This window comes from Eubacterium ramulus, from assembly GCF_003122485.1.
GTDB lineage: Bacteria > Bacillota > Clostridia > Lachnospirales > Lachnospiraceae > Eubacterium_I > Eubacterium_I ramulus_A.
In genome coordinates, this window is record NZ_JRFU01000082.1 from 1 (window position 1) to 26,569 (window position 26,569).

The window sequence follows — 26,569 nt, forward strand, 5'->3', positions numbered from 1 at the left end:
AGGCAGAATAGGCTTTCCGTTTTTGTTCCAGAAGATCGGTGTATTCCTCCCGGAGAGATTTGACAGAGGGGAGCTTTTTGATTCCCAGCTCGTCAAAATGATTCTTTGCCGCCTGGTGCAGCAGAATTTCAGCTTCATGTTCTGTTCGGAATTTTTTGCTGTACCCGGCTTTGCGATATTCTACATAGACAGCCCGCGAATTTCTGTTATTCTGTTTCCTGCTGCGGGCAATCGGGAACTGTCAGCAGCGAAGTATCGATAACAATATCCTCTGCTGGTTTCAAGAGCTCTGTCAAATCGTGCTGCCGTCCCACGTTGGTCACATCAATTTTATTCACGCATATTCCAATCCACGGAAACTGTCTGCTTAATTCATCCATCAAATCGTATATATCAGCAGTTGCCATGAAGCGTTTTGTCAAGTGCTTTTTAGAGTTATTGACGCAACATAGGCTCTTTTTTCCACGATAAAGCCCCACGCGGTCATACATGGGGCTGTGGGATTATGATTGAAGTGGCGAAGTGGCAAAGTGGCAAGGTATCTGGGTTTTGCCACTTGGATTTTGCCAGTTCACTTTTTTAGGGCGTGATACCATGCTGCGCCGATACACTTTGAGGTAATGCGCCCGTCAAGGTTTTTCTTTGCCGCCCGGACAGTACGGGCAGAAATCCCCGCGTCGGCTGCGACTTTCTCTATGCCCTCGCTGGCAAGCTCTTTTCCGTCTGCCAGTAGGTCAAGTATCAGCTTTTCAGCCTGTTCGGTTTTGGTGGCGTTGTTGCCGCCCGCACCGGACAGCAGCTCGTCGGCGGTTATATCATATTCGCCTATCCACTCAAAGCCTGTTTCCGGGTCAAGGCAAAAGGCAACGGGCTTTCCCTCCGGCGCAAGGGAAGATTTGTCGTGAATGATAACACGCACATTCGGCTCACGCTTCACGCGCCCGATTAAAAGGACGCTCCTTGCTGCGGCTCTAAAGTCGATAGAACCTAAGCCCCTGTATGCGCTCTGTCCTCCGGCAGCTTTGTTAAGGTGTCCGATAAGGATAACGGCGCACCCGGTACGCTCCGCAACTTCGGCAAGGCGGCGAAAAATGGGGCGCACCTCGTTTGCCTTGTTCATGTCGGCTTTATCGCCCATATACGCCTGTATGGGGTCAAAGATACTGGTATCAGCAAAGGAGCGTTCAGTTCCTATCTTTCAGGACAGTACAATCCGAAAGCCGATAAAACGGAACTGATTGCCGACTCTTTAGATGTAGACTTACGTTGGCTTTACGGGGAAAATGTGCCTATGGAAAATACTCAAAAAGATGATACTGCCTTGCAATACGTCTTTTACAACAACTCCTGCTCCGAGTATCTTCTTGATGATTTAGATGATATGTATATCGCAATGAAAACACAGTATTCTGCCCTCATTCCACGTTTTTATGTTCTTGTCAACCGAAGCGGAAATGAAATACACATACTGCCATTATTTTTAAGGGAGGATAGTTCTGAATTTTATGATTGTCCGTCTGATTTTTTCCACGCAGACAGGCACAGCATTTTCACAAGAGATTTTGACAGTATCAACGTGAAACTTTCAACTGCTATTATACAAAAACTTATGAGCCGAAAGTTACCATGCTTTCCTACTCACAGGCTGATGATTGCTTTTATATCGACAACGGAATACAGGACGGTCACATAAAGGCATTTGAAAAGGAACTGATAAAAGAATCACTCTACTTAAAACACATTGCCCAGTAACAGCCAAGAGGACTTGCAAGGTTTCTGACCTTACAAGTCCTCTGCTGTATCATAGTGATGTTGGCTGTGTCCATTCCGTCAAGGACTGCCCTACGGCGTATCGGCTTCGCCTTGTTCCTTGACCTCACTACGTTTTCTTTTTTTCTTGACACAACAAAAGCACGCACGAATTTTCTTCAATCTTACAGGCTCTCATTCTTTCACATACTCTATCAATTCTTCTATTCCACAATCCAAGTAACTGCACAGTTTACAGATTAGTTGTGCGTCTAATCTCTGAAATTCATTTCTGCAATAACGATTAAAGTTAGACCTCGGTATATCCAATTCCTTACAAATGGTATTCTTACTAATTCCTTTTTCTTTCAGCAGTTCCTCTATGTGAAGTTCCAAATGTCCATACTTCATTGCCTCACCTCTACATAAAAGTATATTCAATAAATCTTTATGTAGTAATTCACTATATAGTGAGGTACTATATAGTTATCCCTATAACTATATAGAAACAGAGGTATGTCAAAATGAAAAAGAAATTATTATTTGCCACTATTATTCTAGTCTTGCTTGCAGGTGTTCTCTATTACATTAGCTTACCCGATTATCTTGTATTTAACAGTATGTCATTCAGCAATGGGGCTAATCGTGATACCGAATTGCAAGTTATCGTATATCAATACTGGAATACCGATGAAGTGGTAGCGGAAATCGAAGCAGAACATAATCAAATCAACGGAACTCCCACTATCCTTACAATCAATCTATACCACTCTAAATGGTCTTTTCACAATGGATATGAACCATTTTATACCACTACTATCAATTATAATTGAAAAGCAAAAGCAGACAGTCAATCAAAAAACTGTCTGCTACAGTCGAGTAGACTAAGACCTCTCAATCTTAGCCCCTCACAGATCCGTACGTGCGGCTTTCCCGCATACGGCTCCTCATAATAACATTCACTTTAATATAAGCAATAGTACGTCTTTGGTTTCGCAAGCGGATAACACTTTAGCATTTCCCAAAAACCACCCCATGTATAGGCTCTTCTGCAACCTCGACGATTTACCGCTTTAAACAGGAATTGTTGTACTCTGTGTAAGAATGCACATAATCTTCTATAATTCCATGTTACTCCATAATAGCGATAGTGACCTACAAGCTTTACATTCAGCTCTTTTATGATTTCTCTGACCGGACGGTTCCGATTATCATATATCCATAGTTTATATTCTTTCAGCTTACGTTCAAACTTCTTTCGAGATGTCTGCAACTTTAATGCAAATGTTCCCTTTCTTGTTTTCCCGCAATAGAAAGTAAAACCTAGAAAATCGAATGCTTCTGGCTTACCTATTCCTCTGGATAGTCTGTTGGTTTCTGCAAATCTCCCAAATTCAATCAACCTGCTTTTACTGCTTTCCAGCTCAAGATTGAATTGTTCCATCCTCTCTTTCAGGGCTGAATAATACCACTCTGCTTCTGATTTATACTGGAATCCAGCTACAAAATCATCTGCAAAATTCACCAGAAAACAGTCTCCTTTTAACGTCTTTTTCACCACAAATTTAAACCACAGCGTTAACACGTTATGCATGTATATATTTGCTAGCATCGGACTCATGACTGAACCCTGTGCTGAACCTTCCTCTGTTGATTCAAATTTTCCATCTTCCATTATTCCAGCTTTTAAATATTTCTTTATCAGCCAGAGCAGATTTGGGTCTTGAATATGCCATTCCAGAAATCTCATCATCCAGTCATGGTTAATGTGATCGAAAAATCCTTTAATATCAGCGTCCACTATGTAGCTGATTTTCCCATAACTGATTCTCTGATATACTTCTTTTACCGCTTCGTGACAACCTCTGTTTGGTCTAAATCCATACATACAGTTCAGAAATCTTGGCTCGTAAATTGCTTCTAGTACTTTCTTTACTGCCATTTGGACAATCTTATCCTCGTAAGAGGCTATTCCCAGCGGTCGCATTTTTCCATTTCCCTTTGGAATATATACCCTCAATGATGGGAGTGGTTTAAAAGATTTGTTCTTTAACCTCTGTACTAAGTCTTCGATATTTCTATCGAGGTTCTTTCCGTATTCTTCCTTTGTCACCTTATCAACACCAACTGCCTTTTTGCCATCTAATTCTTTATGGCATTGTTTCAGCAATTCTGCATTTATCAAGTGATATATGGATGTGAATACAGGTTTCTTTGTTTCTGCCGATATTTCAGCTATTCTTTCTAATTTCGTTCCCATTATTTCCTCCGTCCCTGAGTACGGATAATGTGTCCTCAGAAAGACCGTTACTATGCAGTCCCCTTCCCTCCATCGGCATTACCCGATTTCATCAGTACTATGAGACTGTCCGACTACCTGTTATCCATTTGAAGCTCTCCATTTTCAGTTGATACTTCATACTCTTATACGAGAGACAACAGGTTCTCCCCAGTTGATGTGTACCCACAATGTCAAGCATGATTGGCCCTTTGACCCCGCAGCGCCACACAATTCTCGCCATAATGACTTGTGTGCTGTTGCCTTCCGCACCAGTTAAGACGTCGGCCTACTGAAGTTAACTTTTCGAGGCTCAATAGCATTGCAACCCTGCTTTCTTGCTGTCTACGCTTGTCAGTTGCTGTTACCAACAACATCCCAAGACTCGCTATTATCTGGCTGGCTAAACCTTGGATAAACCGGATTCCCACCGGCTTGACTACACACCCTTAGCTGGGCGCACAACTGGGATTTACGAAAATCTTTTTTGAATCTTATACAGCCATATACTACAAATAACAGCTATAAATAATATAAATATAACTGCAATAGAAATAGCATAATCTTTCGGTAATATAACTGCAATCACTCCAGAGAACAAAAGACAAATTCCTATCAATAAAACAGGCTTTCCTAATGCTTTTGCATATCCTTTTCTGTCGTTTGTGGTTTCAAATACTTTGCCATGAACAGAAGAATAATTTCCTTTTAATAGAGAAAAACTAACAAATATGAGAAGAGCAGAACAGAACCACATCATTATACTAAAGCCTATCATAATATATCCCTCCATCAATTCTAATTTGTTTGTTTTTCATAATATCATACTTTGTAATTATTTGCACCATTATAATTGCAAAATAACGCAGACAATATCTCTACTATCTGCGTCATTCCTTTCGTGTCTTCTTGAAATATTTACTCCATTTTCTTTCAATCTTTATTCCAAATTTACTCCATTTTAAAAATCCGTTACGATATTTTGTGGTATTCTACGATACCTTTTCTTTGAAGAAAAATGTCTGCAAACCTTGATTTTAAGCGAACTTTTCAATATTTCCAAGCACTTTATTCTGTTGTGAGAATTTCTTCTCAATTATTTCAAATATATTAAGATACTTCTCTCGTATTTTCTTTGTGTTAAATATTTCCTTTCCCTTTTCAACAGCATCCTGGGACACTTTCTTAACAAGATCTGATAGTGTTATGTATTCAATCATAATTTTTCCTTTCCGAACATGCTAATAAGACCATTTATCGCCTCAAACTGCTCTTTACTAATAGTTATGTTCTCTTCCTTCATTTCTCCAAACAATATATAATCCGCCGATACTCCAAGGATTTTACAAATTACAATCAACTTGTAAATATCAATCCCGGCACAACCTCTTTCAATCCTTGAGACTTGATTAGCTGTTATATTTAAATAGGTACTTAAATCTACTGCTGTAATTCCCTTCTCAATCCTTTTTTCTTGTATTCTCCATCCAATTTGTTTTCTTATATCATCTGTAATGTCTTCAACACTATTATAACTTATTTGCTGCAATTTCTCATCTATCCTTTCGCTTCCGTTGTGGCTAGAAACGTTTGAAGGTCTGGAAAAACTTCTCCAACATGAAATTTTTAGCAAATAAAAAAGGACACATGAAAAACAGTTCCAGTCCTCAAACTGGTTTCTAATTTTTCATGCGTCCTTAGGATGGCACCTTTGCGTATCATCAGCTTACGCTTATTGCAGGTGTCTCCCATATCATGATGACCACTAATTTAATTGTCTTGTCCTGTTGCGGTCAAATATCTGCCGCAGCATCTGATGTCTGACTGTATGTATCAGATATAATACTTATCCTGTTCTACTCTATCCAGCAGCTCACCCTCCTTGAAATTCTTCAAGGTCATTACTCTACCACAATGGTGACATTTCATCATAACTCTCGGCAGTACCGGATAATTTCTGTTACCTGTAACCATGTATGAAACTTTCATACTCTTTTTGCACTTCTTACAATAAAAATCTATAACTTTTAACTCTTTGTTCAATTCAGTTCGCTCCTTATTCATACAAAATCATCACTATCTACAACTTTGTACTCGTAAAGGAAAGGGAAATCACCTTTGCAAGCCTTTTGCCGGGAGTTCCGATGAATGTCTGCACATTCCCCGGCTTTGCTGATCTAAAGCCAACTGATATGAATTGTGCTGTCAGCACACAATCACATCAGGCTCCGGCTCTTTCCATAAACCACATATTGTTATCTTCATAGAAAAGGAATATTTCCTTTCCATCTACCACACAGGTATAACGCTCTCCAACTCCACCAGCCCTTGTACTGGCTGCTCTGCGCTTGTCTTTTACTCGTGTAATCTCATACTTTCTGCCATCTTCCCATGTTATCTCTTTTGGAATGAGCAGTCCGTCCCTTGAAAACTCTGCAAGTACATCAACATATACCTTATTGCTCAATGTAATCACCTTCCTTACAAGATTGCTATTGCTCTGGAAGCATCCATCTTCCTTGCTATATAGCCTTTTTCTTCTAATATTTTCAGATGTGCATAAACACTTGAAGTCGATGCCACCCCTACCATCTTGCATATCTCCCTGATAGTAGGAGCATAGCCATTCACACGCTGATATTGCATAATGCTTTCATACACATTCTGCTGCTTCTCCGTCAATGGTGCTCTGTCTACCAGATTAATTCTTGCTGCTTCGCTCATGTTCCGCCTCCCTCTTCTTTACTCTATTGGCACTTCTCGTTGCTAACCTGAAAAGTACCCATGTGGATGTACTGTGTGTTCTTCTTTTGCATTGACTGCCGATAGAATCCTGTCCCGGTACATGAGTCCCCTCTGGATACTGTAAAATCCAAATCTTCTGCGTATCTCATCCACCGCTGAATCCATCTTCATCTGCTTTTCACGCTTCTCCACACTTGAGAATAAATCAATCTGTTCCCAATAATTATCTGTTACTAAGTCTGCACCTCGGACACCAACACTGCGGATTGGCTTGCTCCAGTTATAGTTTTCCTTAAATATCTGATAAGCATATGCAGCTATCTCTCCGGTGATATTCGTTGCATGGTCAATCTTTTTCTGACGGGTAAAAGAGAATAACTCATTATCCCTGACACTTATCTCAACCACTCTGCACCGGAATCCATTCTCACGAAGTCTTGCTGCAACACTCTCAGCCAGAATATAAAGAACAATCTTTACATCCTCATCGCATACTAAATCCTTTGGCGTCGTTATGCTGTTTCCCACCGATTTGATTGGAGCGTGGGTATTCTCCAGCTTGACAGGTGAATCATCATAGCCATTAGCAAACGACCATAAGATACTGCCCATCTTTCCAAGGTGACTGTTAAGCACATATTCATCTGCCCTTGCAAGATCACCTATGGTTTTAATACCAAATAATGCAAGCTTTTTGTTCGTACTTTTGCCAACGTATAGAAGATCTGCCACCGGAAGTGACCAAGCCTTCTGCTTAAATTCACTCTTATACATAGTTGTGATTGCATCAGGCTTCTTATAATCTGAACCAAGCTTTGCAAATATCTTATTGAAAGAAACACCAACACTCACTGTGATGCCAAGCTCTGACTTCATTCTCCTGCTGATTTCCTGTGCAATGAGCAATCCATCCCCTTTTAGGGAGCTGCTCCCTGTCACATCAAGCCAGCACTCATCAATCCCATATGGCTCCTGCCTGTCCGTATATTCTGCATATATCTCACGAGCCATCCTTGAAAACCGAAGATATAAGTCCATTCTTGGTGAAACAAATGTTATGTCCGGGCAGACCTGCTTTGCCTGCCAGAGTGCCATTCCTGTTTTCACACCATACTTCTTCGCAATATAGTCAGCTGTTAAGACAATCCCATGTCTTGCCTCCGGGTCACCGCCTACTGCCAATGGCTTTCCTGCAAGCTCCGGATGATGCAGATGCTCAATCGAAGCATAGCAACAGTTGATATCTGAATGAAGTATTACCCTGTCTCCCATCTGCATCACCTCCTGCATTTAATCTGTCACTACCATAACCTTTAGTCCAAGTATATGAGTAATGTTCCTTACAGGGCATAGTATAACCCCAAGAATAATCGACTGTCAACGGACACATATGTCCTTTTTCTCATTATATTGGATTTTTAACTTGAATAATTGGCACTATTGCTATATACTATGGAGTGAAAAGAGACATTTGAAATCAACAAAATGAAAGAAAAGAGGCGTATGTATGTACTCAATCGGAGAAATCATTTCAACATATAGAAAAAAGAAAGGCTTACTCCAACAGGATCTCGCTGATGAACTGGCAAAGGAAGGCATTACCATTTCCTATAAAGCCATATCCAACTGGGAGAGAAATCTTGCTGAACCAAGCGTTACCATATTTTACAAAGTGTGTAGAATCCTTGCTATTACTAACATGTATGAGGCATATTTTGGAGTAAATCCTGCCGATCCTTTCTCATCACTAACTGATGAAGGCAGGGAAAAAGCTATGGATTATATCAATCTGCTCCACGCATCCGGAATGTATGAAAAGCAGACTGCTAAGATAATTCCATTCCGTAGCATTGATATTTTTGAAAATGCTGTATCAGCCGGAACCGGTAACTTCCTTGTAGATGGACCGAAAGAGACTGTACGCATAGATGAATCTATCCTGCCGGAAGATACTACTTTCGGTGTCCGTATTAGTGGTGACAGTATGGAACCAGAATTCCACGATGGTCAGATTGCATGGGTATTACAACAGGAATCTGTTGCTAATGGAGAAATCGGCATCTTCGCTCTAAACGGAGAAGCCTATATTAAGAAATTACAAAACGATAAAGACGGAATTTTCCTTATCTCACTCAATGAAAAGTATGCACCTATCAGGGTTAGTGAAAATGACCGCTTAGACATATTTGGAAAAGTTCTTGGAAAATCTGATGCTTGTGCTATTACAGGACATTGCCGATAAAATTGCAAGTCCTTTTTATCGGACACATTATTTTGCATAATTGACAATAAGAAAATATCTATAGAACTGAAAGAAGGGATTTTTATGGCGGTTACCAATAATATCAGAGAAATCCGTGAACAGCGAGGCATTTACCAGGATGACCTTGCCGCTGCTATTGGATACAGCACCAAAACTGTCGGCAGGATAGAGCGTGGGGACAGCACCCCATCTGCCGAATTTATGCTGCGGATATCAAAGTACTTTAATATGCTGGTGGAAGATGTATTCCATGTGGAAGATTGAGTCGGAGCAGCAATCCGGTTCACCTTCTATTTTGGACAGCTTTTCATGTCCTTATCAACAACTATAGTTTTTTGATAAATGCTTGACTGTAAACCTTGTTTATAGCTTATTATTAAGTAAAATAGAGTTGCTCGAAAGGAGGGCATAATATGACTATAAAAGACGTAGAAGAGCGAACAGGTTTATCCCGTTCTAATATCCGTTTTTATGAAAAGGAAACACTTATTGAGCCTTCGAGAAATGAAAGTAATGGTTATAGAGATTATTCTGAAAATGATGTGGAAAATATAAAGAAGATTGCATATCTACGTACATTGGGAATTTCTGTTGAAGATATACGAAATATTATATCCGAAAAAGTAACATTGCAGGAAATGCTTGAGAAGCAAAAGGAAGTATTAAAAAATCAGATTACTGATTTGAATAAGGCAAAACTCATGTGCGAAAAAATGCTGGATGAAGAAAGTATTAGTTATGAAAAATTACAGGTAGAACAGTATGTAACAGATTTTCATGACTATTGGAAAGATAATCGAACTGTTTTCAAACTGGATTCAGTCAGCTTTTTGTATATATGGGGAAGTATGCTTACCTGGACTATGATTACCGCACTATGCTTGATTATTGGGGCTTTGTCTTATTCTAAGTTGCCGACAGAAATTCCAGTACAATGGAGTAAAGGAGTGGCAACATTCCTAGTTAATAAAAACTGGATTTTTATTTGTCCTGTTATATGTATCATAATCCGTTATTTATTAAAACCTTTTATCTATGCGAAATTGCAGATGAACAATTATTATGGAGAAATTATAACAGAGTATTTGACAAATTATATGTGTTTTATTGTGTTGTCAGTGGAAATCTTCTCCATACTTTTTACTTTCGGAGTGGTAAAAAGTGTTGTTGTACTGTTATTTGTGGACACGGCAATTTTTATTGGATTGTTAGTAGTTGGTTTGGTAAAAATGGATTTGAGAGGGAAAGAAGTTTTATGATTCAAATTTTATATTTCAGAAATAATAATAAGATACTATTTTTCCCACGCCTACTATGAAAACGGCGGCTATGAGATAGAAATTGCATATACTGGCGAATAAAAGAACCGCTGTTGCATGGTTTATTGGCTTCCATGTAGCGATTGAGCTGGGCACATGATACCCAGCTCTTTTACTATCTACTTTCAACATAAATTTAAAAATCACATATAATTATCCATTAAGTTATATGTAATAACTGTGTAAATCCTAATACAATTTTGCACCTGCTGGGATTGCGTCATCTAACATTACCAGATTCAGTTTTTCTTCTCCATTTACATTGTGAATTGCAGAAAGAAGCATACCACATGAATCTATTCCCATCATAGAACGTGGTGGAAGATTTACGATTGCAAGTAAAGTTTTACCTACAAGTTCCTCCGGCTCGTAAAATGCATGTACTCCTGAAAGAATAGTCCTTTCATTCTCTGTACCATCATCAAGTGTAAATCTAAGAAGTTTCTTACTCTTAGGTACTGCCTCACAATTTTTTACCTTTACAACACGGAAGTCTGACTTTGAGAATGTATCAAAATCAACCTGCTCCTCAAATAAAGGCTCTATTTCAATACCTGTATTATTTTCAACAACTGCAGCCACTTCTTCTGTTACTACTTCATTGTTATCCATTTGATTGTAACTCCTTTGCATTAATTTCTCATAATAATATGTAATGTCGGTTGAAACTGCATTACTACAAGCTAGTATACCATAAATATATTGTTTTTAGGAAGAAATATCCTATTTCATCCATAAACAGTCTTCATTTTTTTTAATCGAACAAAAAGTCTCTTGTCCTTCGGGCACATCTTTTCAAGTTCCTCAATACTGTATCTTCTCAAATCATCTTTGCTTTTTATTCCCATTCTAAACGCATCCATACATAGGAAATCATCAAATCTGACTCCATGCTCCCGATCATTCAGTTCTTCTACACTGCGCAGCTTTATGCCTTACTCTTCACAAATCTGATATAATTCCTGCAGTGTTGCCTGCCCCATATTACGAAACTTTATAAAATATTCCTTTGGATATTCTCTCACTCCTTCCAATGACTCAAATCCGTTCCTTCTTAGAACATTTCGTAACCTGCTCGACATTTCAATATCATCATAATCTGTTTTTTCAGCGTACATAAAAACTCCCTTTTGTCATTTTATTTGTTGTATATCTTATCAACCTCAGATTCATACACCGATTCAGTATGAGTATCAAATAGCACCCACTCCACCAGATCAAACCAATCCGGATTATCCTGCAAGAACCTATTTACTGTGTGTACTGCAATCTTTGCTGCCAACTCAACCGGAAAACTATATACTCCCGTTGATATAGAAGGAAATGCAATAGACCTGATTCCATACTGGCTTTTGTTTTTCCGTTTTCAATTTCATTTAAGTTCTGCCTGCTAATTTGCAATTCCTGTGCCAGTCGTGATTGAGAATAATCACAGGCATTTCTCTTTTGCTTTAATGTTTCAATAAATTCTATATCATTCATGCTTCATTCCTCCAATCAAAAAGGCATATACTCATAGGAGCATACACCTTGTATCTTATATTTATTTTCTATTGATATGCTGTTTTAGACCTGTCGGATAAAAAGAATATGGTGTGAAGTGAAATAAGTTCTTATAACCTTATAAATCGTTGCATATCAGCAGTTTTGTATTTATTTTTTCTCTTGTCTTTTGTAATAGTACCCCCCTGTTAGATAACGGGGGCTTTATGGCTCGCTGACGCTCGCCCCACCGTCAGAGTGAACCAGCCGTTTGCCAGCAAAACTGGCATGGCTTGATGTCTTACGACCGCCACCACATCTGGATCACTCCGGCGGTGTTGCTGTCTTGCCTACCATTTCCTCATTTTCCGTGTACTTATATCCAACACCTCTGACAGTGACGATATAGCGTGGTCTGTCCGGCTCCGGCTCAATCTTCTTTCTTAATTTCCGTATGAATGAAGTCAGATTATTAGGGTCTGCCGGATAGTCATATCCCCATACATTTTCATAAATCTGTTCTTTGGTAAAAACCTGCTCCTTTTTAAAATTCTTTTTTGTTCATAATTGACAAACTGATTTTCATTGAAACCAATAACATCAACAAAGCGATAATAATTGCAATAGCGATAAGAACTCCCATGCTTACAGTTGGCAAATTATCTAACAGACTAACTAAATCAATATTGAAAATGGCTTCTGCTCCTTTCACGATAACGAGAGTGATTACTGCCAGACCGCCAAATGCACCAATCATAGCAATTCTTCCTTTATCTCCACCGAATTTTAGCAGAAAAGGAAGCGTGATTGCTTGAACGACAATCATAATAGGTAAAATCATCAATGAACTCTGTACTAAGTCTGTAATAGGTAATGTATCTTTCAATACAGTTGTAATTATTCCTAAAACAGTTGCCAAAACCCAAGCCATACACCCCAATAATAGACCAAGAAAGTATTTTTCACTCACATAATGATTACGTGTAATGGGTAATGTAAACAGAAACGCATTTCCATTATCAAAATCATCATAACTGATTGTGCTTACTGTAAAAAGTGATACAATGAAACTCAGAAAACCTAATGGGAATATCACATCATCAGTAAATATCATCATTCCGATTACAATCGCCAAAATGAGCAACAGAAAATTTTTCTGTAACATCATCAATTTCAAATCTTTTACGAATAAACCTTTCATTGTTCTGTCCCCCTTATCATCATGGTAATGACTTCATCTATTGTACCTTTTTCAATGGCAATTTTAGGATAATTCTCCATATAATACTGTTTCTGATTTGTCAGACAGCTATATCCATATGTTTCTTTTTTGGAACGCAATATAAACTGTTTATCCAGCTTGCTGTATTGTTCTGCGTCTACTTTTAATAAAGCATAGTCACTAAGAAGAACGTCTGTATCTTCATGCAGAATAATTTTTCCGTCATGTATCATATAAAGGTCATCACATAGCGACTCCAAATCACTGGATATATGAGAGCTGATTAAAATGGAGCGTTCTTCATCTTTTTCCAGAAATTCTCTTAACATTTCAAGCAATTCCTCTCTTGCGATTACATCTAAACCTGCTGTCGGTTCGTCCAGTATCAGCAGTTTTGCATTGTGTGAAATTGCAACCAGCACTTTTAATTTTGCTTTCATTCCTGTTGAAAATTCTTTTATCTGTTTATTCATAGGTAGTTGAAATTTCTGTACCTGTTCTATAAATAGTGATTTGTCGAATTTTGAGTACATATTCTGCAATATAGGGATAATATCTTTTATCTTCAGATACCCACTAAAACCAGAATCCGACAATACTACACCCAATTCCTCTTTATCTTTTGCTGTGAAGTCTTTTCTGTCCTTTCCAAGTATGGTAATATTTCCGCCGTCAGTTGAAATCAAACCTAATATCGCCTTAAATGTTGTGCTTTTTCCAGCACCATTTTGTCCAATCAAGCCTGTTACACATCCAGACATAAGCTCTAATGAACAATCAAGAGAAAAATTATCATAATGCTTTTTCAAGTGTTCAATTTTTAACATACATCAACCCTCCAATATCAACTCAAATAAACTTTTTATATCTTCATCACTAATACCACATCGTCTGCCTTTTTGGATAGCCTGCTCCAAATCCGCTTCCAATTCTTTTTTCTGTTCTTCCAAAAGCAGTTCTGTATTTGTAGCCGCTACATAAGTGCCTTTTCCATGTACTGTAACCGTAAAACCCTCACTTTCCAAATTGTCGTAAGCTTTTTTTACAGTTAAAGCACTTATTTTTAGTTCCTTAGAAAGTGTACGGACAGATGGAAGATTGTCGTTTTCCTTTAGTTCCCCGTTGCGTATGAGCATTTTAATCTGGTCAACAATCTGTTCATATATGGGAACCATTAGGGAAGTATTGATTATAATTTTCATTCTTTATATCCTTCCTTCTTTTCTTGATAACAGTATATAACAGTTGCAAACTGTTGTCAAGTGTTATATAGTGTTTGTTTTAAATTTTCTTTTGAAATTAAAAACATGCAAATCAATATAGAAATGCATGTTAAAAAATATAGTATTCTATTGTAATTCCTTTAACGCAAGCAGGTGTTTCATGGATTGTTTCTAATATCCTTTTGTTGGGGAAACTCCACACTCCCATTTCGATATTGTTTTATCACTGATTCCCAACAATTCAGATAATTGTTTCTGTGTATACCCTTTTGCCTTTCTTTCATCAGAAATAAACTTTCCAATTTTTACCTGATCCATTGTTTTTCTCCTTTCTGACCACAGAATAATATATAAAATAGATGTTTTACACCCACGGAACGTAGAGAATGGTGAATATATGCGGATTCTACGCTTCGTAGATTATAAAATATCTACTGATTTCCTGTTTAATCTATATCATAATATTACCATAAATCATATTGTTTCATAGTTTCTACATTTCGATATTCATGCTTCTCATAATATCCTATCAGCTTACCTTCATCTCTGAGTGCCACCATGTAAACATCTTTATTCAGTTTCTCATTGTGAAAAGTATAGACGAAATTATGGCTTTTATCTGCTGCAAACCAGTCCACAACTCGCTGTATTTTATCCCTGGATTCCGGATTATGACAATCTAACAGACTTCTTCCAATAAGTTTATCTCCACCTCGCTTCGCACAGCTGGTAACAGCTGCCGGATTCATGTAAATAATCTCATGTTTGAGATTGCATATAACAACGGATGCCCTGTCCTGATCAACAATACTTTTATAAAAGCTGACATAGGATTTAAACTTAATTACCTTTTCATTATCCAGCCGTCTTTGAAGTTGTGGTTTCTTTCTTCGATAATAATCGTATATCTCTCCTTCAGGTATCCAGATTTGTGCCTCATTTATCTTATCAATTACAACTTCAACAATCTGCTCATCTGCTAGTAAATCAGGTACTTTATCATACTCTGTTACATACTTTCTGTATTCTTCATACACCCAGCCTGTAATCTTATCCTTCTGTTTCATCTTGAGATCACTAAACTTTTTATTCAGCTGTAAAAGCTGACCATCTATCTTTTTATGTATTTTTGTTTTTTTACTTTTTGCCAAATTTCTCCCACCTTTATATAATTAACAACTTTTGCTAATATAACGCATGTTTCGCATTTATCTTTTCACATTATAACATCTATCATATTTATCCGCATTAAAAAAGGACGCAGAATCTCTCCCACGTCCTCAAATCTATCTGGCTTTATCTTCCCTTACCTTCGAAACTTCCTTATATGCCGCTTCCTGCTTCACCTCATCCGCATCTCTAGCCTCAAATGCATCTGCATTATACTGATACTCCTGCGGCTCAGCGACCATCGGTGAATATACAACCTCTGCTTCTACTCGCTCAGCTTCTGCCCTCTCCGGCTCTGTCTGTTCCTGTGCTTTCGCATTCTCCATATGCTTTTCCTTATCAAGCTGCACATTCATAGCCAGATTATCCAGCTTATCAATAGATGCATCCAAATGAAGTTCCATTGATACAAGCATCTTTTTCACTGCTTTCATCGGAGCAAGTACTGCCTTTGTAATGGGATGTTTCTGCTCTTTCTGAGAATAATCCACCTCCGGCTTGTCAGCAAAAGTGCGGAATGCATTGGCTACTGTCTGCCCTGCTTCACGAAATCCTTTTGCAAGAAGTGCTGTCTTTGCTATATCCTTATCTGTGGTCTTGATTGCACCTCTTACATTCTCTCGAATATCCAGAAATCTTTTCTTAATTCCTAAGAACTCAGATACCCTGTATAATGCAGCTCTTCCCTTTTCCTTTGCTTCTTCGACTATGCCCTTAGCAGTAGATTTGACCTGTTCTTTCACTTCTAATACCTGTGACTTTATCTGCTCACATCTGGTATTAAGTCGCTCCTGTGCTTCTGACAATGCCTTTTTTGCATTATTGACAAGTGTATCTTCCTGCATTTCTTTGATCTGGTTCTGCATGTTGGTGAGTTCTTCCGTCATGGAATCAATCTTTTTCTCCAGTCCGTCCACATAGCTGCATATCTCAAATACATCGTTTGCCTTCTCTTTCATGGCATTTTTCTTTAGTAATTCGAGAAGTTCCCTTATAACCTCCTCATTGGTAAGTGTTTTTCCTGCTTCCATATCCATTCTGTTTCCTCCATTCTGTAAAAGGGGCAGCCTTGGCCGCCCCTGTACTCTGATTACTGATTATCGAAAGGGCGTCGCCTCTTTGTCCTTCTCTTTATCGGGATTGCCATGATGTTTCTCTGCACTTTCTCTTGCCTTTTCGTTGCTCTTATCCTTTGCTTTCTCATATTCAGAGATAATCTCATTATAGAGTTTTTCCCTGAAATCCTTTGTAACCGGATAGCAGACATCCTGATAGATTGGCTTGCCCTGCTCGTCCACCTGCTTTGTCTTATAAGAAGGCATTGATACAAATATTTTCTCTTTGCCCTGCACGATATTGATGTTATTTACAATGAAACTGTTTTCAAAGTAAATACGGGCAAGTCCCTTGATGTTACTGCCTTCCCTCTCATAAGGTGTCACAGTTACTGAAAACTCCGGCATTTCCTGTGTACGCTCCTGCTTCTGTGTCTCCTCTTTCTCCGGTTCCTTGATTCTTGCATAGGCATCAAGAATATTGGTATAGAGTTCCTCACGAAACTCTGCTGTAATAGGATTGCACACATCCTTATAGATCACACCGTTGCTTTCATCACGCTCATTGGAGCGGTATCTTGGCATTGATACGAAAAGCTCTCCCTTGTCCTTATTCTCAAGGATTGCAATATTGGTGATCTTAAATGAATCACCGAATACCACTGTTGCAAATCCTTTGATATTGCTGCCCTCTTTTGCCCTTACTTCGTTTACCTTAATTGAATACTTCATATGCTATTCCTCGCTTTCTTTTTGTTCTTTGTTTTGCTCCGGTATGATAAACTCACACCAAAGCTGTTCTATCTGTTCACAAGACAATCTGCCATTTAACCAGTTGCCAAGTGTAACGACCATTCCGTCCTGCTCATAGTAGAGCCACTCCTGTGTTTCAATGTTCCCCTCATACACGATGGTCACATCAAAATCAGGCATAAATAATCCTTCCTCTGCATCCCATACACAGGCTATTCCCTGTCTGAGTGTCAGATTCAGGCTTTCGACATACACAGACCAGCCGCTTACGACTATCTGAAAGTCATCATCAATCTCAGCAATATCATCCTCGATGTCAATTCGCTCTTCCATTTCTGCTACTGCCTCTTCTATCTCACCTAACCGGTATCTTTTATTCATCCACACCTGCCTCCTTATATCTGCATCTGACCACAAAACGCATAGTACCCTTCTGTGAACAGGTAAAAAGAGTTAATTCCTTTTCCTCTCCCTGTGTCTTAATGCTGTTGTCATAAGGATTTACCACCTCTGTGTCTGTTACTTCATAGATATGAGTCTGTCCGTTTTTGTCGATAATTGTCACACCATCTCCTATGGAAATCTGATTTAGTGGTGTAAAAAATGTGCCATATCTGCTGCCATTGTGACCGCATAACACACAGTTGCCACTTTCTCCGATTCCTGCAGTCTCTTCTATATGACCAATCCCGGCATTAAGCACTTTACTTGTGGTTCCTTCCATTACCGGATACCTGATATCTAAGCCCGGTATCTCAATGATGCCGATAACACCGCCTTCTTTAAGAATGGCTTCATCCTCTTTACTAATGGAGGTTTGCTCTTCCTCCACATCTGTTTCTTCATCGTAATCATCCCCCAATGTCTGCTCAAATTCACTTATGAGCTGTTCTGTCTGTTTTTCTCCGGTTGCCCGCCAGAAAAAAGGGACTGCCATAATGGCAATCCCTGCTGTAATCAGTAGTCCTGCGACCACTTTTCTTATGCTCATATTATTCACTCTCCTATCGTGTTCTGCCCTCTCTGTCCGCTTGATAAGCACCTTTATCCTCTGCTACAATTGCTGCAGATTCCATTCTGTCATCAGCTTCTCTTTCTTCCTCCGGTCCGCTCAGGTCTGCATCCACAGCCTTTGCGTTCTCAAGGTCAAGCTGGGCATTCAGTTCACACTGCCTTGACAGCTTTTCTTCCAGTTCCTTGCTGTATGCAAATGGCTTGTCATACTCTGCCTTTGATGCTTCAAGGTCATTCTGGTACTGCTCAATCTTCTTTTCTAAGAAATCAATGTTCTCATGGAGTCCATTGAACAGGTTTTCCAGCTTTACCATGCTGCCGACCGGACTTGTGGAAAGTTCTGCCTTGTACTCAGTCTTTCCACGAAGCACCATATAATTGATACCAAGGAAGTTCTTTTCCACAAGCAGCTCAAATCCATGGAACTTGCCGATTGCAGTTGTCTCTCCGGTCTTACATTTGCTGATTGCTTCAAGCATCATCGTTCCTCCATCCACACGCTCTGTGTAGGTTGCTTTGCCTATGGTAATGGCAAATTCCGGATTATCAATCAGTTCTTTATCCCTTGCCTTTACATCTTCTCTTACATTGGCAAGCTTTTCTGTTGCTGTCTTAATAAGCTTCGGGTACTTAATCATAAAGTTATCCTGCAATCCATATCTCTGATTGTCATAGGATGCCTTTAAGAGCTTTAATCTCTGGACATCATTGTCAATCTCCATCTTTTCCTTGATTAAAGGATTGCCTGTGGCAACCGCTTTAATCTCTGCATAGGAAAGTGTTGCCTCATCGATATCCTCACAGCTTCGGCTTACAGCCTTGCTTGTCATGACCTGACTGATGAATCGCTGCTTATTTTCAACAAGCGACCAGTTGTATGCATCAAAAGTTCCTTTGGTGACATATCTATAGATTGCCACCTCTTCATTTTCGTTGCCCTGCCTGATGCCTCGTCCTTCCCTCTGTTCAATGGAGCTTGGCTTCCAAGGACAGTCCACATGATGCATTGCAACCAGATGTGTCTGAACATTAACGCCAGTACCACATTTATCTGTAGAACCTATAAGCACTTTTTTCTTACCTGTTCTCATTTCCTTAAATAGTGCATCCCTCTGTGCGTCGGTCTTTGCATCATGGATAAATGCTATCTCCTCTGCCGGAATACCATACTGTATCAGTGTTTCCTTCAGATAATCGTAGATGGTAAAATCCTTATCCGGTCCCGGTGTGCCGATATCCGAAAAAATAAGCTGGCAGCCTATATGACCGTTGGCATTTCCTTTCTCATATTCTTTCCATACATTCTCCGCTACCTTATTGAGCTTTCCATCTGGATTATTTGGTGCGTCCTTATCAATCAGCCTTGCATCTGTTCCGAGTAATCTTGCCTCATGAGTAATCTTTAGGAAGTTGTCCACACTTGGATCAACTCCACCACCTCTGATACGCTCTGCCCTCACAACAAAGTCTTCCATAACCTGCTTTACATACCAGTCAGGCTCTGACTCCACTATGATAGGCTTGCCGCCACGAAGAGCCGGCACATCAAGGTCAAGCATGTCTGCGGTCTGCACATCTGCTACTTCACGAAAGATATTCATAAGCTCCGGCAGATTCGTAAACTTATTGAATCTGCTTTTAAAACGGAAACCGCTTCCCTCTACAGTAAGCTCCAGTGCTGTTGTCACTTCACCAAAGTTCGCTGCCCAGGAATCAAAGTGATAAATCCCCATCTCTTCAAGTGCCGCTTTCTGTAAGTAAAGCTGCATGACATACATCTCACACATGGTATTGGATATTGGCGTACCTGTCGCAAACACAATGCCTCTGCCATCATTTATCTCAGACAAATACTGGCATTTAAGCTGCATATCCGTTGACTTCTTCGCTCCACTGCTGCTGATACCTGACACATTATTCATCTTGGAAAAAATCGCAAGGTTCTTAAAATTGTGCGCTTCGTCAACCATGATAGAGTCCACACCAAGTTCCTCAAAGGTTATAAGGTCATCCTTCCTGCTCTCATCTGATAAGGATTTCAGCTGCTCCTCCAGCTTTTTCTTCTGGCTTTCCATCTGTTTTACAGTCCAACGCTCCCCGTTACGCTCCTTCATCTCATCAATCGCATAGCTGATTTCATCAATCTGCTCATTGAGCATTCTTTCCTTTCTCTCTGCTGAGATCGGGATTTTTTCAAACTGCGAGTGCGACATGATGATACAGTCATAGTCACCTGTTGCAATCCTTGATACGAACTGCTTCCTGCGGCTCTTTTCAAAATCACGCTCTGTGGCAACCAGGATATTTGCTGACGGATAAAGCCTTAAAAACTCTGATGCCGTCTGACCGATAAGTGGCTTTGGAACAACCATGATCGTCTTATTGGCAAGTCCGAGTCTCTTCTGCTCCATACAGGCAGCCATCATCTCAAAGGACTTTCCGGCACCAACGCAGTGTGCCAACAGGGTGTTTCCTCCAAGAAGGATTCTTGCCACCGCATTCTTCTGATGTGGCTTTAACTCAATCGCCGGATTCATTCCCGGAAACTGTAAGTGACTTCCGTCATACTCACGCAGACGGATGTTATTGAATGTCTCGTTGTAATACTCCACATATTTCTGTCTTCGCTCCGGCTCTGCAAACAGCCATTCCTTGAACTTCTCCTTGATCATGTTCTGCTTTTCCCTTGCAAGCATTGTCTCGTTCTTATTGACTTCGTAATGATATTTGCCATCACCGTCATCAATCCTGTCCCTTACTGTTACAGTTTTAAGATTCAGCGTATCCTCAAAAATAGAATAAGCATCCATGCGGCTTGTACCATAAGTCTTAGTAGCTGCCACTGAATGCTTATCCATGCTCTTATTCTCGATGAACCATTCCATGCTCATCTTATTTAAGTGTACCTGAATGCCTGTATTGTAAAACTGGCTTCTGACTGCCCTTGCTCTTCTTGGTGTATTGAGAAGCTCATAGATAAACTGCTCATAATCAAGTGACTCAATCCATGTCGTACCAATCTTTACATCAATATCCGAGGCTTCAATCCATTCCGGCTGCACCTTTTCAAGTGCTGCCACATTTCCTGCAAATCTTTCTGCCTGCGGATTGTCTGTATCAGCCGCCATAGCCTTTGCTACACGAAGTTTGTCTCTCACATTTCCCGAAAGATACTCGTCTGCTGTCTCCCAGCCGATGTCGGGATTGTTCTCGTTGTAGCGGTCTGGATTTAGGAAAACCAGTCCGTCCAGCTCTTCCACAAGGACTGCCCTTCTAATCTCTGCTAATGCATCATCACTTAGCGTTATCTCATCCACTGTCTGTCCGGACTTTTCTGCAAGTTCTTCCTTTGCATTTGTAATATCCGGCTCATAGATAGAAAGCATATAGGCAAGATTTACATATCCAAATTCATTGACGGATACATTTAATGCTTCCACAGCGGTCTCCACTCTGTCTATGACTGTCTTTGCCTTAATCGTCTGCTTATAAAACATATCCGCTTTTTTCACCTCCCCATCTTCGTTTACTTCCTCAAGACTGCAAAGAAGTGGATAATCGCTGTCATCCCTGAATGCTATTCTGTTTGCTTTTGAAGTAATGGCTCCATACTGCTTTACGAAGGCATCATATTTTACATTAAGAAGTCTCTGCTTATCAGAAAGCTCCTCCTCGCTGCAGCCATCCATCTGGATATCAATCAGCTCTCTTGTTATCTGTCTGATTTCATCAAGGCTTCGGATTCGCTCCTCGGCAGTCTGTGATACTTCTTTTTTTACCATCTCGGAATTTTCCCTGTAATAGAGTTTTCCTTCAAAAAATGTGTAAGTGTAGTTTCTCACATCCGGATCAGCCGGGATAACTTCCTCCGTCTGCTCCGCCTCATCTGCCACTCTCTCAAAATCTGTCATCTGGGCTTTGATATTACCGATAGCCTTATTGAGAGTCTCATACATATTGAAGTTCTCATCATTATTCACACAGACTGTATATCTGCTGTCCTGTCCGTAAATCCTTGTGTCATATTCCATAGATCCAAGCATCATCTCCGGATGCTCTGCAAAATAAGAGTTGACTGCAATGCCATTCTCAGTTACACCAAGGTGTACCCAGTCAGGTTCAATATCAATCTTTCTCTCCCTCTTCTGCAAAAACAGGATATCTGCTGTCACTTCGGTTCCTGCATTATCTTTAAATGCAGTATTCGGAAGTCTTACTGCTCCCACAAGCTCTGCTCTTTCAGCCAGATACTTTCGGATAGTAGGATTTGCCTTATCAAGTGTTCCCTTTGTGGTGATTACTGCAACCATGCCTCCCGGTCTTACCTGATCAAGTGCTTTTGCCAGAAAATAATCGTGGATACGGAAGTTATACTTGTTGTACTTTGGATCAAATACCTTATAATCACCAAATGGCACATTTCCGACAACCACATCAAAGAAGTTATCCGGATATGTGGTATTCTCAAATCCTGTGATACTGATATTGGCATTCTGATAAAGCTGCTTTGCAATTCTTCCTGAAATGCTGTCAATCTCCACCCCATACAGCTTGCTTCTCTGCATTGGTGCCGGCATACTTCCAAAGAAGTTACCGATACCCATAGATGGCTCTAATACATTGCCGCCTCTGAAACCAAACTGGACAAGTGCCGAATTTATGCACATGGCAATCTCCGGTGAAGTATAAAAGGCGTTATTTACTGTTGCCCTTGCAGCACTGTATTCCTCATCAGATAAAAGGTCTTTCAGCTCTGCATATTCTTTGCTCCAGCCTGCGTTATTCTCATCAAATGCCTGTGACAGTCCGCCCCATCCGACAAACTTCGACAGAGTTTTCTGTTCCTCAGGTGTGGCAAGCCTGTTCTCTGATTCAATCTGCTTTAAAGTGCGGATTGCATCCATATTCCACTGGTATCTGGTCTTAGCACCGCCTTTTTCCATTTCCCAGAGGTTATAGTGGAAATTGTGTTTCGTCTGCCCGGCAACATTCTTCTCATTTTCAAGACTTTCTACTTGCTGTACTGGTTCCTGCTTTGGTGTAAAATCTACAGTTTCCTGTGATTCTGTATCAGCCTGAATATCATCCACAGATACTGATACTGCATCATCTGAAACCACATGTCCATTCTCATCAATCTTGGTTTCCCAGCCATTCGCTATTGCTCTTTCCCTGGTTTCAAGACGATTGGCTTTTACACTATCCTCGATATCAAAGAATCTCTTATAGACCGGATTCATCTTATCCCTGTCAGCCTTCTGCTTTGTCTCCTGATAATACTTCTTCTGGTCTTCTCCGCAGTAAAATGGCTGTTTTACCATATAAGATAAGATTTCATATAACTCACGCCAATCGAGAACACCTTCTTTACGCACACCATTCCTGTTCTTATAGCTGATCTTCACATATCCGCTTCTGATTGAGTACTCCACAAGACCATACTTATTGTTGGAATATGCTTTTCTTTCTGCATTATCTGTCCCTAATGCAATATCCCTGATAAGGTCAAGTTTATTGGGTATAAATGCAAAATCAGACTGCACCACATCCATAAGGAATGCCCTAAACGGAGTGTAGCAGCTGCAATCTGTTACAAGAATCTCCGCCGCATCACGCAGGTCTTCATCAAGCTCTGCAATACGCTTGGCATAATCAATCGGTGTAATATACTTAAGCTCTGATGGATCTTTTTCAGATGTTTCAGCTTCTATCTCGGCACCATATTCTGCCTGGGTTATCATGCGATCTTCATCGGCAGTTTCCTGTGGTGTCATGCCATATGCAGATACATATGCTTCATTACTTTCCTCATGTGCATCTTCATGCGAATTTGCTACTTTTACAGATCGGTTAGAAGCATAGCTCTCTGGCTCATCCGGTATTGCATAATCATCAATCTCTGATTCTGCCTCTTCCGGTTCCACTTCCCGATATTCGGCATCAATGACCTCATCATCCTCACGGAGTCCGTCCATCGCAAGCTCATCAATACGAGGTGTCTCAGGCTGGTATTCCCCTGTAAGAATAAGGACACCAAGCTCTTTTTCGATATCTTTCCATGAAACATATCCTTCAACCTCTCCATCCTCATCTCGCCACTGAAAACGCAGTCCGTTCCCATGAAATGTGTCATATCCGTGCAGTCCCAGTCCGTCAACCGGCCAGCCTGCACCTCCCTGACCATATTCTGCTTTGATACGCTTTGCCCTGGTTCCTGCATCAATCTCTGTTTCAAAAATCTTGCATACCCTGCCCTTGCCACCGATAAAACCTGTACCTCTCATAAGCACCTGTTTGATATACTCACCTGGTACTGTTGCAGACTTTTTGGGATTCAGGTAATTGTATTTACCTGCTAATGCAGCTTTTCTGTCCTGCTCGAACTGACGCATAAACTGATTATTGTTTTCGTCCTCAGTATGAATGGTGCCAATGCTTGCCTGCCCATTCTGGTCGAAAAAAAAGGAAGCCTGTGTATATTCGGCTTCCTTACTAACACCCAATGAATTGATTTCATCAAGTTCCCTATTCAGTTCTGTATCATCTGATTCTAGTGGAATCGCATCACTATCTGATTCAGTACCACTTCCTCTGCCTGCATCTTCGCCTGCTCTCTTATCTTCCACATCTCCATTGTCGATGACGGATTCTGTGGCTTGTGCTTCGCCAGATACTGCATCTCCAGCTGGTCGTACAGCTGGTTCGCTTCCTCCTCTACCGCTGACATCTTCTCGTACATCTTCCCGAATCTCATCAGCGTCTTGTATCTTGCCGGCTCGTTCTCCTTTAGATAGTTCATCGCCATCCTTCCGTATTTGCCCAGCTTCGTGAGATCCTCCGTCTCGTCCGGCATCTCTATCTGCGGATAAAGCAGTCCGTCCACTTCCTTGTAAGTCATTTCTTCTAACATATCCAATTCTCCTTTCGCTCTCGATTGCCTTTAAGTTACGACTAAATTCTCTAAGAACACTACAGGAGACATCGCATACAATGGAACCAAGACGGTAAATGATCTCTTCGTCTTTGATATTTACGATCTGACTGAAATCCTGTTCTTGCACAGATAAGTCAAATCCGCATCTCGTCCCTACAGCATACATGACACTTGCATATACAAGCTGCTCCATGTCCATTTCCTGCTGTAAGCCATTGCGTTTCTTACTTTCTTCCTTTATCACACTACCTGATAGCTGCATGAGCTCGGTCATTCGGTCTCCGAACTCTTCTTTTATTATAAGCCAAACATCTGTTCCTGTAAACTGTTTTAATATATTTTTTAGAGACTCCCTGTTGCTGTTATCGTACTGCTCAATCTGACCTTCTGATACGAGAAAATCCACATAATCTTTAAGATTTTCTCCCTCAAGGTCCCATGTCAGCTTAACATTCTTCCCTCCGGTATCACTGATATCAAATATATACCTCATGCGTGGATTCAGTGCCCTTGACGGGAAGATAGCGCAGCCTTTCGCACCACGCTTTACATATCTTCCCACCTTTTTCCAGGTATCATAATCTGCCATGAGTGTGCTTTTTTCCGGAGGTCTCTGAGCTGTTATCATAACGATATTGTCAAATTCATAGCGGTATAACTGACCTGCGACCTTTAACACATCCTTCCAGTTCTTTTCTGATCTGGTGATGTTACCAATTTCAGAATCGTATATCGCTTTGACCTTCATATCAACGCCCATACCTTTGTCCTCCTCTACTTAAACATCTCTGCAAACAATCCCTTAAAGAGCTTTAACTCATCCTTATCCAGCTCGATTGCAAATTCATTGTCGATTGCCTGTTTTTCGCATTTATCCTTTTTCTTTGCAATCTTACGCACCACACGAAGAAGCACATAGCACTCCTTGGACTTTGCAATGCTCTGTTTAAAGGTCAGCTCATCCTCATCGACTGACTTCTGTGTCTGATAGATAATCTCTTTTAACTTATCATTGATACCATCTACTTCCTCAAGGGAAATAATAACGGATGCCTTAGAAGCACCCGATCTGTCCCACTCCTTATGAAGTTCCTTTACTAAAAACTCCATGTTCTTAATTACTGTTGTTGAATCACTTTTCATCTTGCTTTTCCTCCGTTTTCTTTTAATGAAGAAGGGAGCTGACCTTCGCTGATAGGCGCAAAATCAACTCCCTTCATGTCCTCTGCTCCAAGGACTATCTGCTCTGCATAATACATATCCATTGCCTTATTGATGGCATCGTCAAGCGACTCTGCCTTTACTTTCTGTACTCGTGAAAGCACTTCTTTTATCTCAACATCAAATTCCTGTTCCATATGA

At 40.2% G+C, this 26,569-nt stretch carries 27 protein-coding genes and 4 pseudogenes; 4 read left to right on the forward strand and 27 right to left on the reverse strand.

Going from position 1 to position 26,569, the window contains the following annotated elements; translation table 11 throughout:
• The 3 genes and pseudogenes from LG34_RS07275 to LG34_RS07290 all read right to left on the reverse strand — a co-directional run.
• A pseudogene (locus tag LG34_RS07275) lies at positions 1 to 196 on the reverse strand (relaxase/mobilization nuclease domain-containing protein); the annotation flags it as partial.
• A 375-nt stretch (positions 197 to 571) separates the two neighbouring features.
• Positions 572 to 1,162, reverse strand: a pseudogene (locus LG34_RS07280) (AAA family ATPase); the annotation flags it as partial.
• A 782-nt stretch (positions 1,163 to 1,944) separates the two neighbouring features.
• On the reverse strand, positions 1,945 to 2,160 hold the full coding sequence (locus tag LG34_RS07290) for a helix-turn-helix domain-containing protein (protein WP_004611575.1): 216 nt from the start codon (positions 2,158 to 2,160) through the stop codon (positions 1,945 to 1,947).
• Between the two features lie 113 nt (positions 2,161 to 2,273).
• Between LG34_RS07290 and LG34_RS07295 the strand changes: the two genes are divergently transcribed.
• Positions 2,274 to 2,582 (forward strand): hypothetical protein, encoded by a 309-nt coding sequence (locus LG34_RS07295; RefSeq protein ID WP_004611574.1) that lies wholly within the window; start codon positions 2,274 to 2,276, stop codon positions 2,580 to 2,582.
• A gap of 131 nt (positions 2,583 to 2,713) precedes the next feature.
• Here the strand turns inward: LG34_RS07295 and ltrA are convergent, their stop codons facing one another.
• The 7 genes from ltrA to dinB all read right to left on the reverse strand — a co-directional run bounded on the left by ltrA (position 2,714) and on the right by dinB (position 8,044).
• On the reverse strand, positions 2,714 to 4,009 hold the full coding sequence (gene ltrA / locus LG34_RS07300; RefSeq protein ID WP_004615792.1) for a group II intron reverse transcriptase/maturase: 1,296 nt from the start codon (positions 4,007 to 4,009) through the stop codon (positions 2,714 to 2,716).
• Between the two features lie 490 nt (positions 4,010 to 4,499).
• Entirely contained in the window at positions 4,500 to 4,805 is a 306-nt protein-coding gene (locus LG34_RS07305) for a hypothetical protein (protein ID WP_021425049.1), read from the reverse strand.
• Positions 4,806 to 5,064: 259 nt separating this feature from the next.
• Complete coding sequence (locus LG34_RS07310; protein WP_004611572.1) at positions 5,065 to 5,247, reverse strand: hypothetical protein; 183 nt, start codon at positions 5,245 to 5,247, stop codon at positions 5,065 to 5,067.
• Positions 5,244 to 5,576, reverse strand: a complete 333-nt coding sequence (locus LG34_RS07315) for a helix-turn-helix domain-containing protein (protein WP_004611571.1) — start codon at positions 5,574 to 5,576, stop codon at positions 5,244 to 5,246. The genes LG34_RS07310 and LG34_RS07315 overlap by 4 nt, the downstream gene beginning before the upstream one ends.
• Positions 5,577 to 6,248: 672 nt before the next feature.
• Entirely contained in the window at positions 6,249 to 6,503 is a 255-nt protein-coding gene (locus LG34_RS07325; protein ID WP_077326113.1) for a hypothetical protein, read from the reverse strand.
• A gap of 5 nt (positions 6,504 to 6,508) precedes the next feature.
• Positions 6,509 to 6,751, reverse strand: coding sequence for a LexA family protein (locus LG34_RS07330; protein ID WP_077326115.1), 243 nt, complete (start codon positions 6,749 to 6,751; stop codon positions 6,509 to 6,511).
• A gap of 42 nt (positions 6,752 to 6,793) precedes the next feature.
• Positions 6,794 to 8,044 carry a DNA polymerase IV gene (gene dinB, locus LG34_RS07335; RefSeq protein WP_077326117.1) on the reverse strand — a complete coding sequence of 417 codons (1,251 nt, stop codon included), beginning with the start codon at positions 8,042 to 8,044 and terminating at the stop codon, positions 6,794 to 6,796.
• Positions 8,045 to 8,279: 235 nt separating this feature from the next.
• Between dinB and LG34_RS07340 the strand changes: the two genes are divergently transcribed.
• From LG34_RS07340 to LG34_RS07350, 3 genes are all read left to right on the forward strand, one after another.
• Positions 8,280 to 9,014 (forward strand): helix-turn-helix domain-containing protein, encoded by a 735-nt coding sequence (locus tag LG34_RS07340; RefSeq protein ID WP_077326120.1) that lies wholly within the window; start codon positions 8,280 to 8,282, stop codon positions 9,012 to 9,014.
• A gap of 84 nt (positions 9,015 to 9,098) precedes the next feature.
• On the forward strand, positions 9,099 to 9,299 hold the full coding sequence (locus LG34_RS07345; RefSeq protein WP_004611564.1) for a helix-turn-helix transcriptional regulator: 201 nt from the start codon (positions 9,099 to 9,101) through the stop codon (positions 9,297 to 9,299).
• A gap of 149 nt (positions 9,300 to 9,448) precedes the next feature.
• Positions 9,449 to 10,294, forward strand: a complete 846-nt coding sequence (locus LG34_RS07350) for a MerR family transcriptional regulator (RefSeq protein WP_077326122.1) — start codon at positions 9,449 to 9,451, stop codon at positions 10,292 to 10,294.
• Positions 10,295 to 10,543: 249 nt separating this feature from the next.
• Here the strand turns inward: LG34_RS07350 and LG34_RS07355 are convergent.
• The 17 genes and pseudogenes from LG34_RS07355 to LG34_RS07435 all read right to left on the reverse strand — a co-directional run.
• Positions 10,544 to 10,906 (reverse strand): annotated as a pseudogene (locus tag LG34_RS07355) (hypothetical protein); the annotation flags it as partial.
• Between the two features lie 383 nt (positions 10,907 to 11,289).
• Complete coding sequence (locus LG34_RS07360) at positions 11,290 to 11,472, reverse strand: DNA-directed RNA polymerase subunit alpha C-terminal domain-containing protein (protein WP_004611560.1); 183 nt, start codon at positions 11,470 to 11,472, stop codon at positions 11,290 to 11,292.
• A 20-nt stretch (positions 11,473 to 11,492) separates the two neighbouring features.
• Positions 11,493 to 11,693 carry a macro domain-containing protein gene (locus LG34_RS07365; protein ID WP_077326124.1) on the reverse strand — a complete coding sequence of 67 codons (201 nt, stop codon included), beginning with the start codon at positions 11,691 to 11,693 and terminating at the stop codon, positions 11,493 to 11,495.
• Positions 11,606 to 11,836, reverse strand: coding sequence for a helix-turn-helix transcriptional regulator (locus LG34_RS07370; protein ID WP_004611559.1), 231 nt, complete (start codon positions 11,834 to 11,836; stop codon positions 11,606 to 11,608). Before LG34_RS07370 ends, LG34_RS07365 begins: the two co-directional genes overlap by 88 nt.
• A gap of 324 nt (positions 11,837 to 12,160) precedes the next feature.
• Positions 12,161 to 12,367 (reverse strand): annotated as a pseudogene (locus LG34_RS07375) (winged helix-turn-helix domain-containing protein); the annotation flags it as partial.
• 13 nt (positions 12,368 to 12,380) lie between these two features.
• Complete coding sequence (locus tag LG34_RS07380; RefSeq protein ID WP_004611557.1) at positions 12,381 to 13,037, reverse strand: ABC-2 transporter permease; 657 nt, start codon at positions 13,035 to 13,037, stop codon at positions 12,381 to 12,383.
• Complete coding sequence (locus LG34_RS07385; RefSeq protein ID WP_077326126.1) at positions 13,034 to 13,885, reverse strand: ATP-binding cassette domain-containing protein; 852 nt, start codon at positions 13,883 to 13,885, stop codon at positions 13,034 to 13,036. The genes LG34_RS07380 and LG34_RS07385 overlap by 4 nt, the downstream gene beginning before the upstream one ends.
• Before the next feature lie 3 nt (positions 13,886 to 13,888).
• Positions 13,889 to 14,260, reverse strand: a complete 372-nt coding sequence (locus LG34_RS07390) for a GntR family transcriptional regulator (RefSeq protein ID WP_004611555.1) — start codon at positions 14,258 to 14,260, stop codon at positions 13,889 to 13,891.
• Positions 14,261 to 14,452: 192 nt separating this feature from the next.
• Positions 14,453 to 14,599, reverse strand: coding sequence for a helix-turn-helix domain-containing protein (locus LG34_RS07395; RefSeq protein WP_004611554.1), 147 nt, complete (start codon positions 14,597 to 14,599; stop codon positions 14,453 to 14,455).
• 146 nt (positions 14,600 to 14,745) lie between these two features.
• On the reverse strand, positions 14,746 to 15,432 hold the full coding sequence (locus LG34_RS07400; RefSeq protein WP_004611553.1) for a PAS domain-containing protein: 687 nt from the start codon (positions 15,430 to 15,432) through the stop codon (positions 14,746 to 14,748).
• A gap of 135 nt (positions 15,433 to 15,567) precedes the next feature.
• Positions 15,568 to 16,488 carry a DUF6674 family protein gene (locus LG34_RS07405; protein ID WP_004611552.1) on the reverse strand — a complete coding sequence of 307 codons (921 nt, stop codon included), beginning with the start codon at positions 16,486 to 16,488 and terminating at the stop codon, positions 15,568 to 15,570.
• A gap of 60 nt (positions 16,489 to 16,548) precedes the next feature.
• On the reverse strand, positions 16,549 to 17,238 hold the full coding sequence (locus LG34_RS07410; RefSeq protein WP_005340521.1) for a SpoVG family protein: 690 nt from the start codon (positions 17,236 to 17,238) through the stop codon (positions 16,549 to 16,551).
• A 3-nt stretch (positions 17,239 to 17,241) separates the two neighbouring features.
• Positions 17,242 to 17,640, reverse strand: coding sequence for a hypothetical protein (locus tag LG34_RS07415; protein ID WP_004611550.1), 399 nt, complete (start codon positions 17,638 to 17,640; stop codon positions 17,242 to 17,244).
• Positions 17,633 to 18,250 carry a class D sortase gene (locus LG34_RS07420; RefSeq protein WP_077326130.1) on the reverse strand — a complete coding sequence of 206 codons (618 nt, stop codon included), beginning with the start codon at positions 18,248 to 18,250 and terminating at the stop codon, positions 17,633 to 17,635. Before LG34_RS07420 ends, LG34_RS07415 begins: the two co-directional genes overlap by 8 nt.
• Before the next feature lie 13 nt (positions 18,251 to 18,263).
• Positions 18,264 to 25,967, reverse strand: a complete 7,704-nt coding sequence (locus LG34_RS17330; protein ID WP_077326132.1) for a helicase-related protein — start codon at positions 25,965 to 25,967, stop codon at positions 18,264 to 18,266.
• Positions 25,968 to 25,981: 14 nt separating this feature from the next.
• A complete protein-coding gene (locus LG34_RS07430) occupies positions 25,982 to 26,350 on the reverse strand; it encodes a hypothetical protein (RefSeq protein WP_055062784.1) in 369 nt (122 codons plus the stop codon).
• Positions 26,347 to 26,565 (reverse strand): DpnD/PcfM family protein, encoded by a 219-nt coding sequence (locus tag LG34_RS07435; protein ID WP_004611546.1) that lies wholly within the window; start codon positions 26,563 to 26,565, stop codon positions 26,347 to 26,349. Before LG34_RS07435 ends, LG34_RS07430 begins: the two co-directional genes overlap by 4 nt.
• Positions 26,566 to 26,569: the final 4 nt, after the last annotated feature.